23 protein-coding genes and 2 pseudogenes are annotated in these 16,772 nt (G+C 58.1%); 23 read left to right on the top strand and 2 right to left on the bottom strand.

Annotated features, from left to right (window positions below; translation table 11 throughout):
• Positions 1–632: 632 nt before the first annotated feature.
• From rpsJ to QP982_RS03500, 13 genes are all read left to right on the top strand, one after another.
• Positions 633–938 (top strand): 30S ribosomal protein S10, encoded by a 306-nt coding sequence (gene rpsJ / locus QP982_RS03560; protein ID WP_003938093.1) that lies wholly within the window; start codon positions 633–635, stop codon positions 936–938.
• Between the two features lie 31 nt (positions 939–969).
• On the top strand, positions 970–1,626 hold the full coding sequence (rplC, locus tag QP982_RS03555; RefSeq protein WP_005509762.1) for a 50S ribosomal protein L3: 657 nt from the start codon (positions 970–972) through the stop codon (positions 1,624–1,626).
• On the top strand, positions 1,623–2,270 hold the full coding sequence (rplD, locus tag QP982_RS03550) for a 50S ribosomal protein L4 (RefSeq protein WP_049190610.1): 648 nt from the start codon (positions 1,623–1,625) through the stop codon (positions 2,268–2,270). Before rplC ends, rplD begins: the two co-directional genes overlap by 4 nt.
• A complete protein-coding gene (gene rplW / locus QP982_RS03545; protein WP_005509869.1) occupies positions 2,270–2,575 on the top strand; it encodes a 50S ribosomal protein L23 in 306 nt (101 codons plus the stop codon). The genes rplD and rplW overlap by 1 nt, the downstream gene beginning before the upstream one ends.
• Before the next feature lie 37 nt (positions 2,576–2,612).
• Positions 2,613–3,455: a 50S ribosomal protein L2 gene (gene rplB / locus QP982_RS03540; protein ID WP_016422056.1), complete on the top strand. Its 843-nt coding sequence runs from the start codon at positions 2,613–2,615 to the stop codon at positions 3,453–3,455.
• Between the two features lie 14 nt (positions 3,456–3,469).
• Entirely contained in the window at positions 3,470–3,748 is a 279-nt protein-coding gene (rpsS, locus tag QP982_RS03535) for a 30S ribosomal protein S19 (RefSeq protein WP_005509882.1), read from the top strand.
• A gap of 3 nt (positions 3,749–3,751) precedes the next feature.
• Positions 3,752–4,114, top strand: coding sequence for a 50S ribosomal protein L22 (gene rplV, locus QP982_RS03530; RefSeq protein ID WP_005509775.1), 363 nt, complete (start codon positions 3,752–3,754; stop codon positions 4,112–4,114).
• Entirely contained in the window at positions 4,114–4,854 is a 741-nt protein-coding gene (rpsC, locus tag QP982_RS03525; RefSeq protein ID WP_016422058.1) for a 30S ribosomal protein S3, read from the top strand. Before rplV ends, rpsC begins: the two co-directional genes overlap by 1 nt.
• 3 nt (positions 4,855–4,857) lie before the next feature.
• On the top strand, positions 4,858–5,274 hold the full coding sequence (gene rplP, locus QP982_RS03520) for a 50S ribosomal protein L16 (RefSeq protein ID WP_016422059.1): 417 nt from the start codon (positions 4,858–4,860) through the stop codon (positions 5,272–5,274).
• On the top strand, positions 5,274–5,510 hold the full coding sequence (gene rpmC, locus QP982_RS03515; RefSeq protein ID WP_005509851.1) for a 50S ribosomal protein L29: 237 nt from the start codon (positions 5,274–5,276) through the stop codon (positions 5,508–5,510). Before rplP ends, rpmC begins: the two co-directional genes overlap by 1 nt.
• The gene (gene rpsQ, locus QP982_RS03510) at positions 5,507–5,785 is read left to right on the top strand and encodes a 30S ribosomal protein S17 (protein WP_042388398.1); all 279 of its coding nucleotides are present in this window, start codon (positions 5,507–5,509) and stop codon (positions 5,783–5,785) included. The genes rpmC and rpsQ overlap by 4 nt, the downstream gene beginning before the upstream one ends.
• Positions 5,786–5,986: 201 nt before the next feature.
• Positions 5,987–7,336: a magnesium transporter gene (mgtE, locus tag QP982_RS03505; protein WP_016422061.1), complete on the top strand. Its 1,350-nt coding sequence runs from the start codon at positions 5,987–5,989 to the stop codon at positions 7,334–7,336.
• 53 nt (positions 7,337–7,389) lie between these two features.
• Complete coding sequence (locus QP982_RS03500) at positions 7,390–8,049, top strand: class I SAM-dependent methyltransferase (RefSeq protein WP_083296841.1); 660 nt, start codon at positions 7,390–7,392, stop codon at positions 8,047–8,049.
• Between the two features lie 20 nt (positions 8,050–8,069).
• On the opposite strand, the gene QP982_RS03495 is transcribed toward QP982_RS03500, so the two are convergent.
• The gene (locus QP982_RS03495) at positions 8,070–8,966 is read right to left on the bottom strand and encodes a carbohydrate kinase family protein (RefSeq protein WP_070604479.1); all 897 of its coding nucleotides are present in this window, start codon (positions 8,964–8,966) and stop codon (positions 8,070–8,072) included.
• 25 nt (positions 8,967–8,991) lie between these two features.
• Here QP982_RS03495 and QP982_RS03490 point away from each other — a divergent pair.
• From QP982_RS03490 to QP982_RS03480, 3 genes and pseudogenes are all read left to right on the top strand, one after another.
• Positions 8,992–9,375, top strand: a pseudogene (locus QP982_RS03490) (glycoside hydrolase family 32 protein); the annotation flags it as partial.
• Positions 9,359–9,901: pseudogene (locus QP982_RS03485) on the top strand (PTS transporter subunit EIIC); the annotation flags it as partial. The pseudogenes QP982_RS03490 and QP982_RS03485, both read left to right, overlap by 17 nt.
• Before the next feature lie 222 nt (positions 9,902–10,123).
• Positions 10,124–10,906 (top strand): formate/nitrite transporter family protein, encoded by a 783-nt coding sequence (locus tag QP982_RS03480; RefSeq protein ID WP_502870629.1) that lies wholly within the window; start codon positions 10,124–10,126, stop codon positions 10,904–10,906.
• A 51-nt stretch (positions 10,907–10,957) separates the two neighbouring features.
• Here QP982_RS03480 and QP982_RS03475 read toward each other — a convergent pair whose 3' ends face one another.
• Positions 10,958–12,199, bottom strand: a complete 1,242-nt coding sequence (locus tag QP982_RS03475) for a multidrug effflux MFS transporter (protein WP_284870224.1) — start codon at positions 12,197–12,199, stop codon at positions 10,958–10,960.
• 281 nt (positions 12,200–12,480) lie between these two features.
• Here QP982_RS03475 and rplN point away from each other — a divergent pair, with 281 nt between their 5' ends.
• The 7 genes from rplN (at position 12,481) to rplR (ending at position 16,752) form a co-directional block, all read left to right on the top strand.
• The gene (gene rplN / locus QP982_RS03470; RefSeq protein ID WP_016422069.1) at positions 12,481–12,849 is read left to right on the top strand and encodes a 50S ribosomal protein L14; all 369 of its coding nucleotides are present in this window, start codon (positions 12,481–12,483) and stop codon (positions 12,847–12,849) included.
• Positions 12,850–13,164 (top strand): 50S ribosomal protein L24, encoded by a 315-nt coding sequence (gene rplX / locus QP982_RS03465; protein WP_005509963.1) that lies wholly within the window; start codon positions 12,850–12,852, stop codon positions 13,162–13,164.
• A gap of 2 nt (positions 13,165–13,166) precedes the next feature.
• On the top strand, positions 13,167–13,721 hold the full coding sequence (rplE, locus tag QP982_RS03460) for a 50S ribosomal protein L5 (RefSeq protein ID WP_005509901.1): 555 nt from the start codon (positions 13,167–13,169) through the stop codon (positions 13,719–13,721).
• A 382-nt stretch (positions 13,722–14,103) separates the two neighbouring features.
• Positions 14,104–15,000 carry a GDSL-type esterase/lipase family protein gene (locus tag QP982_RS03455; protein WP_284870223.1) on the top strand — a complete coding sequence of 299 codons (897 nt, stop codon included), beginning with the start codon at positions 14,104–14,106 and terminating at the stop codon, positions 14,998–15,000.
• A gap of 403 nt (positions 15,001–15,403) precedes the next feature.
• Positions 15,404–15,802 carry a 30S ribosomal protein S8 gene (gene rpsH, locus QP982_RS03450; RefSeq protein ID WP_005509822.1) on the top strand — a complete coding sequence of 133 codons (399 nt, stop codon included), beginning with the start codon at positions 15,404–15,406 and terminating at the stop codon, positions 15,800–15,802.
• Positions 15,803–15,817: 15 nt separating this feature from the next.
• On the top strand, positions 15,818–16,354 hold the full coding sequence (gene rplF / locus QP982_RS03445; RefSeq protein WP_005509895.1) for a 50S ribosomal protein L6: 537 nt from the start codon (positions 15,818–15,820) through the stop codon (positions 16,352–16,354).
• Complete coding sequence (gene rplR, locus QP982_RS03440; protein ID WP_005510009.1) at positions 16,354–16,752, top strand: 50S ribosomal protein L18; 399 nt, start codon at positions 16,354–16,356, stop codon at positions 16,750–16,752. Before rplF ends, rplR begins: the two co-directional genes overlap by 1 nt.
• Positions 16,753–16,772 lie beyond the last annotated feature (20 nt).

The raw sequence follows: 16,772 nt of genomic DNA, 5'->3' as shown, positions 1-16,772 counted from the left end.
AGAAGAATCCCGACTCCGCGTAAGCGGAAGTCGGGATTTTTTGTATCTGTACATACCCGACACTAGACGGGGTGGGGGCGACGCAATAGCCGTCGTCAAGCCGACTGTGCCGTAATGGGTGTGATGTACGTTGCACTTTGGAATCGTGATTTTACATTCGTAGCCCGGACGTGCTTTAATACGGAGGTTGCTTTAACAAAGGCGTTCGCGCCAATTGTTGTATCAGGCCCAGCTGGGAACCAGTACGAAATTGGACATAGCGCCTATGGTAAGGCGAGCATGACCACGTAGGGAAGTTTCTTCCCGATCGTGCCTCACGGAGAAAAACGGGCGACACGCCCGACCGCGGGGGTCGGAGGTGGCATGGCAAATTAACAGCGGCAGTAGGCAAATGAAGAGCCCCACGAGGGGGACTTGTTTTCCACTGGGATTTGAGTGCAAGGCGTTATTCGTCCGCTCGGGTCATGGCCATAAGTTAATTTGCCATGACGATCGAAGACGAAATCGCTTTGAAGTAATGCACAACCCAGTTTTAATTTCTGGCGCTGGCCATAGTTGCTGACGGCGTCGAGAAACATTGACAGGGTCGACGCCCCTTTAATTGGGGCGCGCCGACCGAGGAGAGGACAAGCGTGGCCGGACAGAAGATCCGCATCAGGCTCAAGGCCTACGACCACGAGGCTATCGACGCTTCTGCGCGAAAGATCGTGGAGACCGTTACCCGTACGGGTGCACGCGTCGTTGGCCCGGTGCCGTTGCCAACCGAAAAGAACGTTTACTGCGTTATCCGTTCGCCGCACAAGTACAAGGACTCGCGCGAGCACTTCGAGATGCGCACTCACAAGCGTCTGATCGACATTCTCGATCCAACGCCGAAGACCGTCGATGCACTTATGCGCATTGACCTTCCGGCAAGTGTCGATGTGAACATTCAGTGATCCTGGACTTTTGGTAGCGGAGACAAGATAAATGAGTGAAAACGAGATCAAGGGCATCCTGGGCACGAAGCTCGGTATGACTCAGATCTTCGACGAGGAGAACCGCGTTGTTCCGGTTACCGTCGTTGAGGCTGGGCCGTGCGTAGTGACTCAGGTGCGCACTAAGGAAACCGACGGCTACGACGCCGTCCAGATTGCATACGGCGAAATTGACCCGCGAAAGGTCAACAAGCCGGAGGCCGGCCACTTCAAGAAGGCCGGTGTGACCCCGCGTCGCCACAGCGTTGAGATTCGCACCCCGGACGCTTCCTCTTACGAGGTCGGCCAGTCCGTTGGTGTCGACATCTTCGGCGAAATTGAGTACGTCGACGTCACTGGTACCTCTAAGGGCCACGGCTTCGCCGGTGGTATGAAGCGCCACGGCTTTGCTGGCCAGGGTGCTGCTCACGGTAACCAGGCTGCTCACCGTCGTGTTGGTGGCATTGGCGCTTGCGCCACGCCAGGACGCGTCTTCAAGGGCAAGCGCATGGCAGGCCGCATGGGTAACGACCGGGTCACGACCCAGAACCTGAAGATCCAGAAGGTTGACGCTGACGCGAACCTGCTGCTCATCAAGGGCGCAGTTCCGGGTGCACGCGGCGGCCTGCTGGTTGTTAAGACTGCCACGAAGGGTGGTGCTCACGCATGACCAACCTCAAGCTAGACGTACACACCGCTGAAGGCGGCGTGAACGGTTCGGTTGAGCTTCCTGCTTCCGTGTTCGACGCGGAGGTGTCCATCGCCCTGATGCACCAGGTTGTTGTCGCACAGCGTGCAGCAGCTCGCCAGGGCACCCACAAGGTCAAGACCCGCGGTGAGGTTCGCGGCGGTGGCCGCAAGCCGTGGCGCCAGAAGGGTACCGGTCGTGCTCGTCAGGGTTCGATCCGTGCTCCGCACTGGACCGGCGGTGGCATTGTCCACGGCCCGGTGCCGCGCGACTACAGCCAGCGCACCCCGAAGAAGATGATTGCAGCTGCTCTGCGCGGCGCACTCTCTGACCGTGCTCGCCACGACCGCATCCACGTTGTCGAGGAACTGGTCCCAGGCCAGACCCCGTCCACCAAGGCAGCTCGTACTTTCGTCGAGCGTCTGACTGAGCGCCGCAACGTGCTCGTCGTTCTGCCGCGCGAGGACGTCAACTCGTGGAAGTCGGTTCGTAACCTGCCAGGTGTCCACATTCTGTCTGAGGATCAGCTGAACACCTACGATGTTCTGAAGGCCGATGACGTTATCTTCGCCGTTCAGGCACTCAATGACTTCATCACTCGCACCGCCGGTAAGGAGGAGAAGTAATGGCTACCATCGCAGATCCCCGCGACATCATTGTTGCACCGGTAGTGTCTGAGAAGTCCTACGGACTCATGGAGCAGGGCGTTTACACGTTCCTGGTCCACACCGACGCTAACAAGACCCAGATCAAGATCGCGGTCCAGGAGATTTTCGGTGCCAAGGTCGCTTCCGTCAACACCCTCAACCGTGAGGGCAAGCGCAAGCGTTCCCGCACCGGCTACGGCAAGCGCAAGAACACCAAGCGCGCCTACGTGACTCTCGCGGCCGGCAGCGATCCCATCGACATCTTCGGCGGTTCGGCAGCTTAGCCGCTAGCCGACGAGGAAGTTAAGGAAGAGCAAAAGTATGGCTATTCGTAAGTACAAGCCGACTACGCCGGGTCGCCGCCAGAGCTCCGTCTCCGAGTTCAGCGAGATTACTCGCTCGACTCCTGAGAAGTCTCTGCTGCGCCCGCTGTCGAAGACCGGTGGCCGTAACGTTCACGGTCACATCACCACTCGCCACAAGGGTGGCGGACACAAGCGCCAGTACCGTGTCATCGACTTCCGTCGTAATGACAAGGACGGCATTCCGGCAAAGGTCGCTCACATCGAGTACGACCCGAACCGTACCGCCAACATCGCACTGCTGCACTATGCAGACGGTGAGAAGCGCTACATCATCGCTCCGAAGAACCTGAAGCAGGGTGCCATCGTTGAGTCCGGCGCTAATGCCGACATCAAGGTTGGTAACAACCTGCCGCTGCGCAACATCCCGACCGGTTCCACTATTCACTGCGTGGAGCTCAAGCCGGGCGCTGGTGCACAGCTGGCACGTTCTGCTGGTGCTTCTATTCAGCTTCTCGGTAAGGAAGGCAAGTACGCAGTTCTGCGTATGCCGTCCTCTGAGATCCGTCGCGTCGACGCACGTTGCCGTGCAACCGTCGGTGAGGTCGGAAACCAGGATCAGATCAATATCCGTTGGGGCAAGGCCGGCCGTATGCGCTGGAAGGGCTGGCGCCCGACTGTCCGCGGTGTTGTCATGAACCCGGTCGACCACCCGCACGGTGGTGGTGAGGGTAAGACCTCCGGTGGTCGCCACCCGGTTTCCCCGTGGGGCCAGAAGGAAGGCCGCACCCGTAAGCCGAACCGTCCGAGCGACCAGCTGATCGTTCGTCGCCGTCGTACCAACAAGAATAAGAAGCGCTAAGGAGGGAACTGAGAATGCCACGCAGCCTTAAGAAGGGCCCGTTCGTCGATGAGCACCTCCTCGCGAAGGTCGATGCACAGAACGAGAAGGGCACCAAGCAGGTCATTAAGACCTGGTCTCGCCGCTCCACGATTCTCCCCGATTTCATCGGCCACACCTTCGCCGTTCACGACGGTCGCAAGCACGTGCCGGTGTTCGTGGATGACTCTATGGTCGGCCACAAGCTGGGCGAATTCGCCCCGACCAAGACCTTCAAGGGTCACGTCAAGGATGACAAGAAGGGACGTCGATAAGCCATGAGCAACGACATTACTTCTGCACGCGCAACTGCGCGCTTCGTCCGCGTTACTCCGATGAAGGCACGTCGCGTCCTGGACACCGTTCGCGGTAAGTCCGTCGACGAGGCATTGAACATCCTGGAGTACGCTCCGCAGGGTGCTGCTGATCCGGTCGCCAAGGTTGTTGCGTCTGCAGCTGCAAACGCTGAGAACAACTTCGGCCTGGACCGTCGTACTCTGGTCATCTCCGAAGCTTACGCCAACGAGGGACCGACCATGAAGCGCTTCCGCCCGCGTGCGCAGGGCCGTGCTTTCCACGTCCGCAAGCGCACCAGCCACATCACCGTGGTCGTCGAGAGCCAGAAGGAAGGTGACCGATAGTGGGACAGAAGATCCATCCACACGGTCTTCGCCTCGGTATTTCCAGCGACTGGAAGTCCCGCTGGTACGCCGACAAGCAGTACGCTGACTACCTGGCCGAGGACATCAAGATCCGCGATCTGCTGTCCACCGGTCTTGAGCGCGCCGGCATCTCCGATGTCGTTATCGAGCGCACCCGTGACCGCGTGCGTGTGGACATCCACACCGCACGCCCGGGCATTGTTATCGGTCGTCGTGGCTCCGAGGCTGACCGCATCCGCGGCCAGCTCGAGAAGCTCACCGGCAAGCAGGTTCAGCTGAACATCCTCGAGGTCAAGAACATTGACGCGGATGCGAAGCTGGTTGCTCAGTCCATCGCTGAGCAGCTCGCCAACCGTGTCGCTTTCCGTCGTGCAATGCGCAAGGCTATCCAGTCTGCAATGCGTCAGCCGCACGTCAAGGGCATCAAGGTTGTCTGCTCCGGTCGTCTCGGCGGTGCCGAGATGGGCCGCACCGAGCGCTACCACGAGGGTCGCGTTCCGCTGCACACCCTGCGTGCGGAAATCGACTACGGCACCCACGAGGCTCACACCACCTTCGGCCGCATTGGCGTCAAGGTGTGGATCTACAAGGGTGACGTAATCGGTGGCCGTCGCGAGTCCGAGATCAACGCCGGCAACGACCGCCAGCGTCGCGGCAACGACCGTCCGCGTCGTGGTGGCAAGCGTCGTCAGCGTGCATCTGAGAAGAAGGAGGGCTAATTCATGCTCATCCCGAAGCGCGTTAAGTTCCGTCGCCAGCACCGCCCGACCCGTTCTGGTATGTCCAAGGGCGGCAACAAGGTGACTTTCGGTGACTACGGTCTCCAGGCTCTCGAGCCGGCCTACATCACCAACCGTCAGATTGAGGCAGCGCGTATTGCTATTAACCGCCACGTCAAGCGTGGTGGTAAGGTCTGGATCCAGATTTTCCCGGACCGTCCGCTGACCCAGAAGCCACTGGGTGTTCGTATGGGTTCCGGTAAGGGCCCGGTCGAGAAGTGGGTTGCAAACGTCAAGCCGGGTCGCATCATGTTCGAGATGTCCTACCCGGACGAGGCAACTGCTGTCGAGGCACTGAAGCGCGCAGGCGCTAAGCTGCCGATTAAGACCCGAATCGTTCGGAAGGAGGATCAGTACTGATGTCGAACGGCATTCCCGCCCACGAGCTTCGCTCGCTGGATAACGATGACCTGGTTGCCAAGCTCAAGGAGTCTAAGGAGGAGCTGTTCAACCTCCGTTTCCAGAGCGCTACCGGTCAGTTGACCAACAACCGCCGTCTCCGCACTGTCCGCAAGGATATTGCTCGCATTTACACCGTTATGCGTGAGCGCGAGCTCGGCCTGTCTGCTGCACCAACCGATGGTGATGCAGCATGAGTGAGGAAAACATGAACACCACCGAGGCTGGCGCACGCAAGGTGCGCACCGGTTACGTCGTGTCCGACAAGATGCAGAAGACCATCGTCGTCGAGCTCGAGGACCGCAAGCAGCACGCCCTGTACGGCAAGATCATGCGCACGAACTCTAAGGTCAAGGCGCACGACGAAAACGAAGAGGCTGGCGTGGGCGACCGCGTCCGCATCGAAGAGTGCCGTCCGCTCTCCAAGGACAAGCACTACCGCCTGATCGAGATCATCGAGAAGGCTAAGTAAGACCCGTCAGCTGAGCAATCAGCTTGGGCTTTACGACGAGAACCCCGCCGCGGGAAACACGAAAGTGTTTTCTGTGGCGGGGTTTTGTTTTTTTAGAAAGCCATGTTCCTTTGTATTTCTAGTCCGCTCAGTCCAGGTTTGATGGGTTTTTATCTCTGATAGCATTGGCCAGGATTTGTGCTTTGTGAGGGGAGAAGTCCGGTGACTACTGACGTGACCAGGATTGATGATCGAGATCTTGAGTCCGCGCTTCGCTCACATGACGTGGCTACGCTGTCGCGGCTCTTAACTGATATTGAACCCAAGGCTGCCGCTCGAAAGATGCGCCGCCTCAGCCATGGGGAACGTGCGCTGTTCTACCGCACACTGCCGAAAGACACGGCGGTTGAAACCTTCGATGAGCTGAACTCGGCTCTGCAGGCGCACCTGATTGACAGCCTCCGTGATCCTGAAGTCACCGCAGTTTTCGCGGAGATGGAACCGGACGATCGAGCAGAGCTGCTCGACGAGCTTCCTGCGTCTGTCGCTGCAAAACTGCTTGCCGATCTGCCGGATGATGAGCGAGAGCTAACCAACATCGTCCTCGGCTACCCCGACGGTTCCATTGGGCGTCGGATGAGCCCGGAGCTGGTGTCGCTTCACGACGATATGACGGTGGGGGAGGCTCTGGAGACCGTCTACAAGCATCTGGATGATGCCGAATCCATCTACACGCTGCCGGTGTCGAACCGGAACCGTCGGCTGGTGGGCGTGGTTAGCCTTCGTGAACTGATGCGCGCCAGCAGTGATATCCATGTTGCGGCTATCTTGCGGAAGGCTGATTACGCAGAAGCTACCGAACTCGAAGAGAAGGTAGCCCGCATGTGCGCTGATCGTAAGCGCCTAGCTCTGCCGATTGTCGACAGCGAGCGGCGTGTTATCGGTCTGCTCACGGTGGACGACGCCCTCCGGATTCTGGAAGAGGCAGACTCCGAGGACCAAGCTCGTATTTCCGGTTCTGAGCCTCTGCGCTTGCCCTATCTCGCGACGCCCATTTTCGAGATTGTTCGCTCTCGTGTGGTGTGGCTGCTCGTGCTTGCTATCGGTGCGACATTGACCGTGCAAGTCCTGGAAACTTTCGAAGAGACTCTTTCTCAGATGGTGGTTCTCTCGGTATTCGTGCCGCTGCTGATCGGTACAGGTGGCAATACCGGTAACCAGGCAGCAACCACGATTACGCGTGCGTTGGCGCTGGGGGATGTCCAACCCCGCGATATATTCAAAGTCATTCTCCGCGAGGTGAGAGTCGGTGCCTTCCTCGGTTTATTGCTTGGTACTCTCGGCCTGCTATTGGCTGGCTTGGTTTACGGCTGGGACATTGGCCTAGTGATTGGCCTGACGCTGCTGGGTATTTGTACTCTCGCGGCAACTGTCGGTGGCATCATGCCGCTGATTGGTAAGAAGTTCGGCATTGACCCAGCCGTCTTCGCTAACCCGTTCATTACAACTCTCGTCGATGCCTCCGGTCTGATCATCTACTTCCTGATCGCTAAGTCAGTATTGGGAATCTAGTCCCGTCGCGCAGGGGACGTCGGCGGTATAGAAAAGAGACCAACTGCGCCATAATGGTGGCCATGAGCAATGGCACCCACAATCACCGCACTTGGAAAGAAATTATCGCCGCCGATCCGCAGCATTCCCGCCGCTACGCCAACCGCTGGCGGGGATTCGTGCGCGAGGGCCGCGATATTGACGGCGAGGCGCGGTTGGTGGATGCAATGGCGCCACGCCACGCTCGAATCCTGGATGCCGGCTGTGGGCAGGGGCGCGTCGGCGGTTACCTGGCGAAGGCTAGTCATCGAGTCGTCGGTGTCGATGTCGACCCCTATCTCATCGACGAGGCAAAGCGACAGTTCCCGGATGCGACGTGGTTGGTAGGGGACTTGGCGCAATTGCCGCATGTGCTTGACGACGGGCTGGAGAACACACCCCACGATGACACGGCATCCGCCTTCGACGTCATCATTTGCCCCGGCAATGTGCTGACTTTCGTAGCGGCAGAAGACCGCGCGAAGGTACTGCAGGGCTTCGCGGAGGTGCTGAATCCGGAGAGCGGTCGTGCCATTATCGGCTTCGGCGCTGGCCGTGGTTGGGACTTTGCCGATTTTGAAACCACTGCGCAGGAGGCTGGGCTCACCGTGATTCAGCGTTATTCCACGTGGGATCTTCGTCCCTTTGACAAAGAGTCTCAGTTCCTGGTTGCAGTGCTTGAGCGAGCTAAATAGAGCGGGCTAAGCAGCGCGGACTAGGAATCTTTAGCCAGGAGTTCTTCGACTTCGGTTTTCGTCGGCGGCTGCGCTCCCTTGCGGGACACAGTGATGGCAGCCGCGGCGGCCGCATAGTGCAGAATCTCGCGCCACTGATCTGGTGATACGGAAGTCAGGTCAGCTGCCGTCAGACCTCGTTCCTCAATTTGCGCCAAAAGTGCGCCCATAATTGTGTCCCCAGCACCGATGGTGTCAACGACATTCGCGTTGACGGCTGGGACATCGATGCGGTTTCCGTCGGCAAGCAAAGTGAGCCCATCGCCACCTCGGGTGATGACGGCGGCCGGAACTTTAGTCAGCGCCTCTTCGCCAAGGAACTCGACTTCCTCGTCCGAGAGCTTCAACAAATTGACGTAGGGGAGCAAGCTCATGAGGAATTCGCGGTGTGCATCCGTTGCGTAAATGGGGCGAATATTTGGATCCAAAGCGACCAGGGTGCCATTGGCCGCGAACTGTTTGAGCAATTCCGCGTACCGGCTGGCACCTGGTTCTAGCGCCAGTGACAGGGTGCCGAAGCATGCGATATTCGCATCGATGTGCTTCGGCTCCACCAACGGGGTGGCCGTGCCGTCGGTGTAAAAGGTGTACGTTGCAGAGCGATCGTCGTGGATGGTGGTTACCGCCAGAATGGTCGGCTCTGGGCCACGCTGAACGTAAGAGGTGTCGACCCCTTCGTTTTCCAAGTGCTTGACCAGCTCATTTCCGAAACCATCCGTGGACAGGCGGGACTGGAAAATAACATCCGCACCGAGGCGAGAGGCCGTAACCGCGACGTTGTAGGGGCCTCCGCCTAGCGCCGGCACGTGGTTATTGAGGCTGCCAGGAGATACCGGAACGAGGTCAACCAGACCTTCGCCGCAAACACAAATAGCCATGACTTCAATAATATCGGGGGGGGGTATGACCTATCGGTCGAATTACCATCTGTCACCGCCACAGGGCCGACTGAATGACCCGAATGGCCTTTTCGTGGACGGCGAGACACTGCATGTGTTCTACCAGCATGATCCATGCTTTCCACATGCGCCGAAGAGAACTGGGTGGGGGCATGCGTCCGCGTCGCTCACGACAGCCGAGCGGTGGCGTCATCACCCCGATGCGCTGTATCCGGACATGCCCTATGACAAGCATGGTTGTTATTCGGGCGGCGCAGTCGTCGATGGCGATGATGTGTGGCTCTTCTATACCGGCAACCTGAAGGTAGACGGGCGCCGCATTCCGTCGCAGAATCGGGTCCGTGCGCTTGCTCCCTCCGGCCCAGAGGGTGGGATTCATCTTGCCGATTCTGGTTATCTCATGGATTCTCGCAACGATTGAGAAGTTCTTCCATAAGCGTCTCAAGGGCACTGTCGACTTCATGCTGACACCACTGTTGACGTTGCTCATCACTGGTTTCATCACCTTTGCCGCCATTGGTCCAGTACTGCGCACTGCAGGTGAATGGCTGGGTATTGGTCTTGCAAATCTGTACGAATTCGCGGGACCTGTGGGTGGCTTCTTGTTCGGCTTGGTCTACTCGCCAATTGTCATCACTGGTCTGCACCAGTCCTTCCCTCCAATCGAGTACATGCTGTGGGATCAGGGAGGCTCGTTCATTTTCGCGACGGCATCGATGGCCAATATCGCTCAAGGTGGTGCCGCACTGGCGGTGTACTTCCTGGCCAAGAGCGAGAAGCTCAAGGGTTTGGCAGGCGCCTCCGGTATGTCGGCACTATTCGGAATTACCGAGCCAGCCATCTTCGGTGTGAACCTACGTTTGCGCTGGCCGTTTTACATCGGCATGGGTGCCTCGGCCATTGCCTCAACCATGAAGGACGAGCCGAAGTCAGAAACTGCTGCGAAACCTGCTGTTACCGCAGAGAAGAAGTAAATCTGCCTCTCTTCGACGGTGAATCGCAGTTCCTGGTTGCAGCGCCTAAGGAGGGGTAGGGCGCTGTGACCGTCGTAAAGCGGTTGCGATTCCGCGTCAGCCTGTCGTTATTCTTTTATGCGAATAACTGCAATTAACGGCACGCAGGGAAAGGCTTCGGCGGTGATGCTATACGAAACGCTGGATACGGCTGGCGACAAGAAACAGGAACTGTTGACGCAGGACTACGGACGATTTGCCGTGCGAGCGGTCCTGGCGGGTATGTACCTGACGCTCGGGACGGCATTTGCTGCGGTGGCCGGGCAAGTAGCAGAGGGCGTCGCGCCGGGGACTGGGGGACTGGTTTTTGCGTGCCTATTCGGGGTTGGACTGTTCGCCATTGTGGTGCTCGGTGCAGAGCTTGCGACCGGCAGCATGATGTTTGTGTCCTGGTCCGCCGCACGCGGACGCATGGCGTGGGGAGTTGCCTTTCGAATGGTGGCCGTCGCTACGTTCTACAACTTCATCGGTGCGGCGATTGTGGCGCTGGTGCTCAGCCAGAGCGCCAAGCTCGGTGGGATTGATGACACACATCTGATTTCCACCTTGACTGAGGGGAAGCTGGCCAAGCCGTTCTTCGGCGCTTTCGTAGAGGCCATGGGTGCGAATTTCGTGGTCAACATGGCTGTCTTAGGTGCGCTACAAGCCAAAGAAATCATTTCGAAGTTCGCTGTGATTCTGCCGATCATTGCAGTGTTCGTCGGGCTCGGACTCGAGCACGTGATTGCGAACTTCTCGTTGTTTTCCTTGGCCTTTTTCGCTGATCCGCATCCTGTAGGCTTCGATGGTCTGCACATAACTGTTAACTGGGTGGCCGTGTGGCTGGGCAACTTCGTAGGTGGTGGCCTGGGAATCGGCGCGGTCTACGCCTGGTTGAACCAGACGAAGACCAGCTATGTTGACTAGTTTTTGAGCTTCGCCGGAGTCTTAGAGTGCCGAGTTTCTTGAGCAGGGCTCTTATGTCAGTCGGTGTGAGCGTTTGTGGAGGCCGGCGCGCGTCAATGTCAACACCGCGGTCAGCGCAATCAATGCACAGGTCAACATCGAAATAGCCATCGAGAGGGGCAGATTGGAACCAAGCCCCACCAACGGGGAAACCGTGGCGGCCGCGAGGAACTGTGTGAAGCCCATGAGACCGGAACCTGAGCCAATTCCGATATCTCGAACCTCCTCAATTCCGAGTGCCGTGGCATTGGCGAAGATTAGCGGCATCATCGGTACCGTAATGAACAGCAACAGCCAAGTAGTGAAGAAGGTAATCCCGACGAGGGCATTAATAATCAGGCCTATCGACGTCACGAGCATGACCGTAAGGGCAACTAAAATGCCTTTGCGGGGATGAAGCCGGTTGATCATCTTTCCGTTGAGGACTGACACAAATGTCAACATCGCTGCATTGGATGCGAACACGAGAGAAAACTGAGTAGGGGTTAGCCCCAGCAGCTCCTGGAAGATAAAGGGTGACGCAGCGATATAGGAAAGCATCACCGAGAAGCCACCAGCGAAAGCCAACAAGTAGCCGACAAATACTGGCCGCCGCAGCAGCCTGCCAATATTGGGCAGGAGATTGCGCAGAGCGCCTGTGGAGCGTCGCTCAGGCGGCAGGGTTTCCGGAACCATCAGGATCACAATCGCGACCATCGCGACGTTGATGGCTGCGAGAAACCAGAACACGCTGCGCCAGCCGAATGTGGGGCCTAGAAAACCGCCCACAAGGGGAGCGATTGCCGGGGCGATGGAGGAAATGCCCATCAGCGTGGAGAAAGCTCTCGCTGATGCCTTGCCCGTCAAGAGGTCTGGTACTACAGAACGAGCCAGAACAACTGTGGAGCCACCAGCTAACCCCTGGAACAGGCGCATTGCAATAAGCGTGCCAATATTCGGTGCTACTGCACAGAGGATTGACGAGCCCAAGAACACCAAAGTCGCAATGAGAAGCAGCTTCTTGCGGCCCAAACTATCGGAAAGGGCGCCAATGACGAGCTGTCCAGCAGCCATGCCAATCATGAAGGTTGTCAGCGTGAGCTGAACCATCGACTCGGTCGTGGAGAACTCGCGTGCAATCTCCACGAAGGATGCCAGATATGTATCTGCGCCGAACGGGGCGGCGGCGGATAATAAGGCCAAGCCGGCAAGTAGCGATACCGGCAGCGTCTGTGCTGGCTGTGTCTGAGCGCTCCCGGAATGTTGATTTGTCACTGTCTTAGTATAGGGTTGCCGCACAAGGCATAAACCATGTTGGGGGCATGAAACTAAGGGATTTTGTTGTCCCGCACGAACGTGCCATAATACACAGGTTGCGCGAAGCGACTGCGTGCTGCTCTCAACGGTCTAGAACCGTAGTAAGCACGAGGTCAAAGCGATAGGAAAGCTACCTCTAGCAGGTGCTTCCGTCGTAAAGCGTAAACGCAAGACATAAAGACCGCGTGCGTTTAGGACGGAAATCTGACGCACAATGCAACCAGGTCAGGAGAAACGCAGTGATTCAGCAGGAATCCCGTCTGCGCGTTGCCGACAACACTGGTGCACGTGAAATTCTGTGCATCCGCGTTCTCGGTGGCTCGACCCGACGCTTCGCTGGCATTGGCGACACCATTGTCGCAACTGTCAAGGAAGCTACTCCGGGCGGCAACGTCAAGGCAGGCGAAATTGTTAAGGCAGTCATCGTCCGTGCGAAGAAGGAGACCCGTCGTCCGGACGGCTCCTACATTTCGTTCGACGAGAATGCAGCTGTCATCATCAAGGCCGACGGCGAGCCAAAGGGCACCCGTATTTTCGGCCCGGTCGCGCGTGAGCTGCGTGACAAGAAGTTCATGAAGATTGTCTCGCTCGCACCGGAGGTGATTTAAGTGAAGATCCGTAAGGGCGATACCGTGCTGGTTATCTCCGGTCCGGACAAGGGTGCTCAGGGCAAGGTCATCGAGGCCTACCCGAAGCGCGACAAGGTCCTGGTCGAGGGCGTTAACCGTATCAAGAAGCACGTTGCAAACTCCGCTGCGGAGCGCGGCGCTTCCTCGGGTGGCATTGTCACTCAGGAAGCTCCGATTCACGTGTCGAACGTCATGCTGGTCGACGAAGATGGTACCCCGACTCGCGTCGGTTACCGCTTCGATGAGGACGGCAAGAAGGTTCGCATCTCCCGCCGTACCGGGAAGGACATCTAAGCATGAGCGAAAATTACACCCCTCGTCTGAAGGCCCGTTACCGCGATGAGATTCGCGGCAAGATGCAGGAAGAGTTCTCCTACGAGAACGTCATGCAGATTCCGGGCGTCACCAAGGTCGTCGTCAACATGGGCGTCGGCGCTGCTGCTCAGGACAAGAAGCAGATCAACGGTGCTATCAACGACCTGACTCTGATTACCGGTCAGAAGCCGGAGACCCGTCGTGCTCGCAAGTCGATCGCTAACTTCAAGCTCCGTGAAGGCGATGCCATCGGCGCTCGCGTCACCCTGCGTGGCGACCGTATGTGGGAGTTCCTGGATCGTCTGCTGACCGTGGCTCTGCCGCGAATCCGCGACTTCCGCGGTCTGTCTGATCAGCAGTTCGATGGTCACGGTAACTACACCTTCGGCCTGTCTGAGCAGACCATGTTCTACGAGATCGACGTTGACAAGATCGACCGCCCGCGCGGTATGGACATCACCGTCGTGACCACCGCTACCAACAACGAGGAAGGCCGCGCGCTGCTGCGCGAGCTGGGCTTCCCGTTCAAGAAGTAGTTTTGCCTCTTCGGTAGCTTTTGCCTGAAGCCCCGGATGCCGCTTGGCCTCCGGGGCTTTTTGCTGCTCTGTTAACTGCTTATGTTCGTGGGGGAGTGAGGTCGCTGTGCGGGGCCTGCGTAAAAGTTACCAGTGTTGCTGGTGGGAAAGTTGACCCTTTTTGGGGGTTGGAAATTAGTAAAGCCACAAGGTTTCTCAGTTGAAAGTTAGGCGTTTGTGATGATTTCGTTGTAAACTGCCATTCGTCATAGTGACGGCCGCCAAAATGCATTGTGGTCGTTATCAATTTGGGCAAGACTTAAGTGACTTCAGCTTCTGTGTGATTGAGCCAGTGGTTCTACACAGAGCGGTTCTTAAGTTAAAACGCAAAGGGATTAACTACATGAAGAACTTCTCCGTGGCCGTCCGCTCGGCTGCTATTGCAACTGTTGCGGCTCTGGGTCTGAGCTTGGGTGCAGGTGCTGCCAACGCACAGCCGGCACTGCCGGAAATGCCGAACATTCCGATTCCGGGTATCGGCGACACCGGCCCGAAGGGCGTCAAGCAAATCGTTACCTTCGGTGACTCCTTCACCGCTAATGCCGGTAAGGGCGGCCCGCGTGGCCTGGCGCCGGGACAGAACGCACTGGTCGCTAACTGCGCTACCGACATGGAAAACTGGCCGAAGATCGCAGCTACGAAGCTGAACAAGTCCCTGGGTGACTGGTCCTGTAACGGTCTTGGCGGCTTCCCGGGTCAGCTCCTCGCATACCTGGAAGCTTCCATCCAGTACGGCGACATCGGAGAGGGCACTGAGAAGGTTGTCCTGATGTACGGCGGCATGGACTGGGTCCAGTGGGTTGACGTGGCAGGCGAGCTTGTCGCAAAGCCGGACCCCAAGGCTCCGTCGCTGTTTAAGCAGACGCTGCGTCAGTTCACTGACCGCGTCCACCAGGTTGCTCCGGGCGCTCAGGTCGTCCTGGCTTCGTACCCTGAGTACGCCACTGATGACCAGCTGTGCCTGGTGAACACCCCGAACCAGACCTTCCCGATCCCGGCACCGGGTGCCAGCGAGGTTCAGGGTGCATTCCGTGACAGCATTCGCTCCGCATCTCAGCACGTAGGTGCCGGCTTCATTGACGTCTACGAGGCAACCCTCGGCCACGGTACCTGCAACCCGAACCCGGATGAGCGCTTCGTCGCCGGTTTCGCAGATCCGGTGATGGGCCCGATGACCAATCACCCGACGGTGGCTGGCGAAAAGGCTATGGGTAACATCATCGCCGACCAGCTCTACTAATTTTCTCCAGCCGGCACCATGTCGGCTAGGAATTGAGTTCCACTGATAATTGGTGGGGCCTCACGCCGCGAGCGGACTAATGTCCGTCTGCGGCGTTTTTGCATTTCGGTCGGTATTTGTTAGTATCACCAGGTCTGCCCTCTGCAAGAGGTGCGGCAGTAAAAATGTAAGAACTTTGCTGTAGGCCCCTCGCCTCGCATCGTCTCTGGCGTCACCTGGGTGGCGAGCTGACTCGGCTATTGAACCGAGTTGGCGAACAGTAGCCCTTAAATCGCCGGAATCACGATATTGGTAGTCGCTCCATCTTAAGCTTTTGCCGTGTGACAGTTGCTGTTTGTGCGGTCATTGGAGTTAGCCACGAGGTGGGAAGGAACCGCAGCGAGAAAGGAAGCGGTCACTAACCATGACCATGACTGACCCAATCGCCGACATGCTGTCGCGCGTGCGCAACGCTAACAACGCGTACCACGACTCTGTCTCGATGCCGTCGTCCAAGCTGAAGGCTAACATCGCCGAGATCCTCAAGTCTGAGGGTTACATTGCGGACTACGCAGTCGAGGATGCCAAGGTCGGCAAGACCCTGACCCTGAACCTGAAGTACGGCCCGTCCCGCGAGCGTTCAATCGCTGGCGTGCGTCGCGTCTCCAAGCCGGGTCTGCGTGTTTACGCAAAGTCCACTAACCTGCCGAAGGTCCTCGGTGGCCTGGGCGTGGCTATCATCTCCACGTCTCAGGGCCTGCTGACTGACCGTCAGGCTTACGAGAAGAAGGTTGGCGGGGAAGTCCTCGCTTACGTCTGGTAAAGGGGGAACTACACAATGTCTCGTATTGGTAAGAACCCTGTCGTTGTCCCGGCAAATGTTACTGCACAGGTCAACGGCCAGGACGTTTCCGTCAAGGGCCCGAAGGGCGAGCTGTCTGTCTCTATCCCGGCTCCAATTACCGTTGAGCTGAAGGACAATGAGATTGTGGTCAACCGCCCGGATGACCACCGCAAGAGCCGCTCCCTGCACGGTCTGTCCCGTTCGCTGATTAACAATATGGTTGTCGGTGTGACCGAGGGCTACACCATCAAGATGGAAATCTTCGGTGTCGGTTACCGTGTCGCCAAGAAGGGCAAGGACCTCGAGTTCTCCCTGGGCTACTCGCACCCAGTCCTGATCGAAGCACCGGAAGGTATCACCTTCGATGTCGACGGCACCACCAAGCTGTCGATCACAGGTATTGATAAGCAGCAGGTCGGACAGCTCGCAGCTAACATCCGTCGTCTGCGTAAGGATGATCCTTACAAGGGCAAGGGCATTCGTTACGATGGCGAGCAGATCCGTCGCAAGATCGGAAAGACGGGTAAGTAATGAGCAACACCAACGAAAAGCGCCTCCCGGTAGGCAAGGACATCTCGACTCGTCGTCGTGTCGCCCGCGCCCGCCGTCACGCACGCTTGCGCAAGAACGTCCGCGGCACCTCCGAGGCACCGCGCCTCGTCGTGCACCGCTCTTCCCGCCACATCACCGCTCAGGTTATCGACGATTCTATCGGTCGTACCCTGGCAGCTGCTTCCACTCTGGACGCAGATCTCCGTGGCTTCGAGGGCGACAAGAAGGCCAAGAGCGCCAAGGTCGGCGAGTTGATTGCTGCTCGCGCTAAGGATGCTGGCATCGAGAAGGTCGTTTTCGACCGCGGTGGCTACCAGTACCACGGCCGCGTTGCTGCTCTGGCCGAGGCTGCCCGTGAAGGTGGTCTGAAGTTCTAATGCGCACTTACAAGTCCAAC

This window comes from Corynebacterium sp. MSK019 (assembly GCF_030232425.1).
Taxonomy (GTDB): domain Bacteria; phylum Actinomycetota; class Actinomycetes; order Mycobacteriales; family Mycobacteriaceae; genus Corynebacterium; species Corynebacterium jeikeium_D.
This window is presented reverse-complemented; position numbering and strand designations above follow the sequence as displayed.

What these genes read in the sequence shown, in the direction of transcription:
- rplC (WP_005509762.1), top strand. Translation starts at nt 970, where the DNA reads ATGAGTGAAAACGAGATCAAGGGCATCCTGGGCACGAAGCTCGGTATG.
- rplD (WP_049190610.1), top strand. Translation starts at nt 1,623, where the DNA reads ATGACCAACCTCAAGCTAGACGTACACACCGCTGAAGGCGGCGTGAAC.
- rplW (WP_005509869.1), top strand. Translation starts at nt 2,270, where the DNA reads ATGGCTACCATCGCAGATCCCCGCGACATCATTGTTGCACCGGTAGTG.
- rplB (WP_016422056.1), top strand. Translation starts at nt 2,613, where the DNA reads ATGGCTATTCGTAAGTACAAGCCGACTACGCCGGGTCGCCGCCAGAGC.
- rpsS (WP_005509882.1), top strand. Translation starts at nt 3,470, where the DNA reads ATGCCACGCAGCCTTAAGAAGGGCCCGTTCGTCGATGAGCACCTCCTC.
- rplV (WP_005509775.1), top strand. Translation starts at nt 3,752, where the DNA reads ATGAGCAACGACATTACTTCTGCACGCGCAACTGCGCGCTTCGTCCGC.
- rplP (WP_016422059.1), top strand. Translation starts at nt 4,858, where the DNA reads ATGCTCATCCCGAAGCGCGTTAAGTTCCGTCGCCAGCACCGCCCGACC.
- rpmC (WP_005509851.1), top strand. Translation starts at nt 5,274, where the DNA reads ATGTCGAACGGCATTCCCGCCCACGAGCTTCGCTCGCTGGATAACGAT.
- rpsQ (WP_042388398.1), top strand. Translation starts at nt 5,507, where the DNA reads ATGAGTGAGGAAAACATGAACACCACCGAGGCTGGCGCACGCAAGGTG.
- QP982_RS03500 (WP_083296841.1), top strand. Translation starts at nt 7,390, where the DNA reads ATGGTGGCCATGAGCAATGGCACCCACAATCACCGCACTTGGAAAGAA.
- QP982_RS03495 (WP_070604479.1), bottom strand. Translation starts at nt 8,966, where the DNA reads ATGGCTATTTGTGTTTGCGGCGAAGGTCTGGTTGACCTCGTTCCGGTA.
- rplE (WP_005509901.1), top strand. Translation starts at nt 13,167, where the DNA reads ATGAGCGAAAATTACACCCCTCGTCTGAAGGCCCGTTACCGCGATGAG.
- QP982_RS03455 (WP_284870223.1), top strand. Translation starts at nt 14,104, where the DNA reads ATGAAGAACTTCTCCGTGGCCGTCCGCTCGGCTGCTATTGCAACTGTT.
- rpsH (WP_005509822.1), top strand. Translation starts at nt 15,404, where the DNA reads ATGACCATGACTGACCCAATCGCCGACATGCTGTCGCGCGTGCGCAAC.
- rplF (WP_005509895.1), top strand. Translation starts at nt 15,818, where the DNA reads ATGTCTCGTATTGGTAAGAACCCTGTCGTTGTCCCGGCAAATGTTACT.
- rplR (WP_005510009.1), top strand. Translation starts at nt 16,354, where the DNA reads ATGAGCAACACCAACGAAAAGCGCCTCCCGGTAGGCAAGGACATCTCG.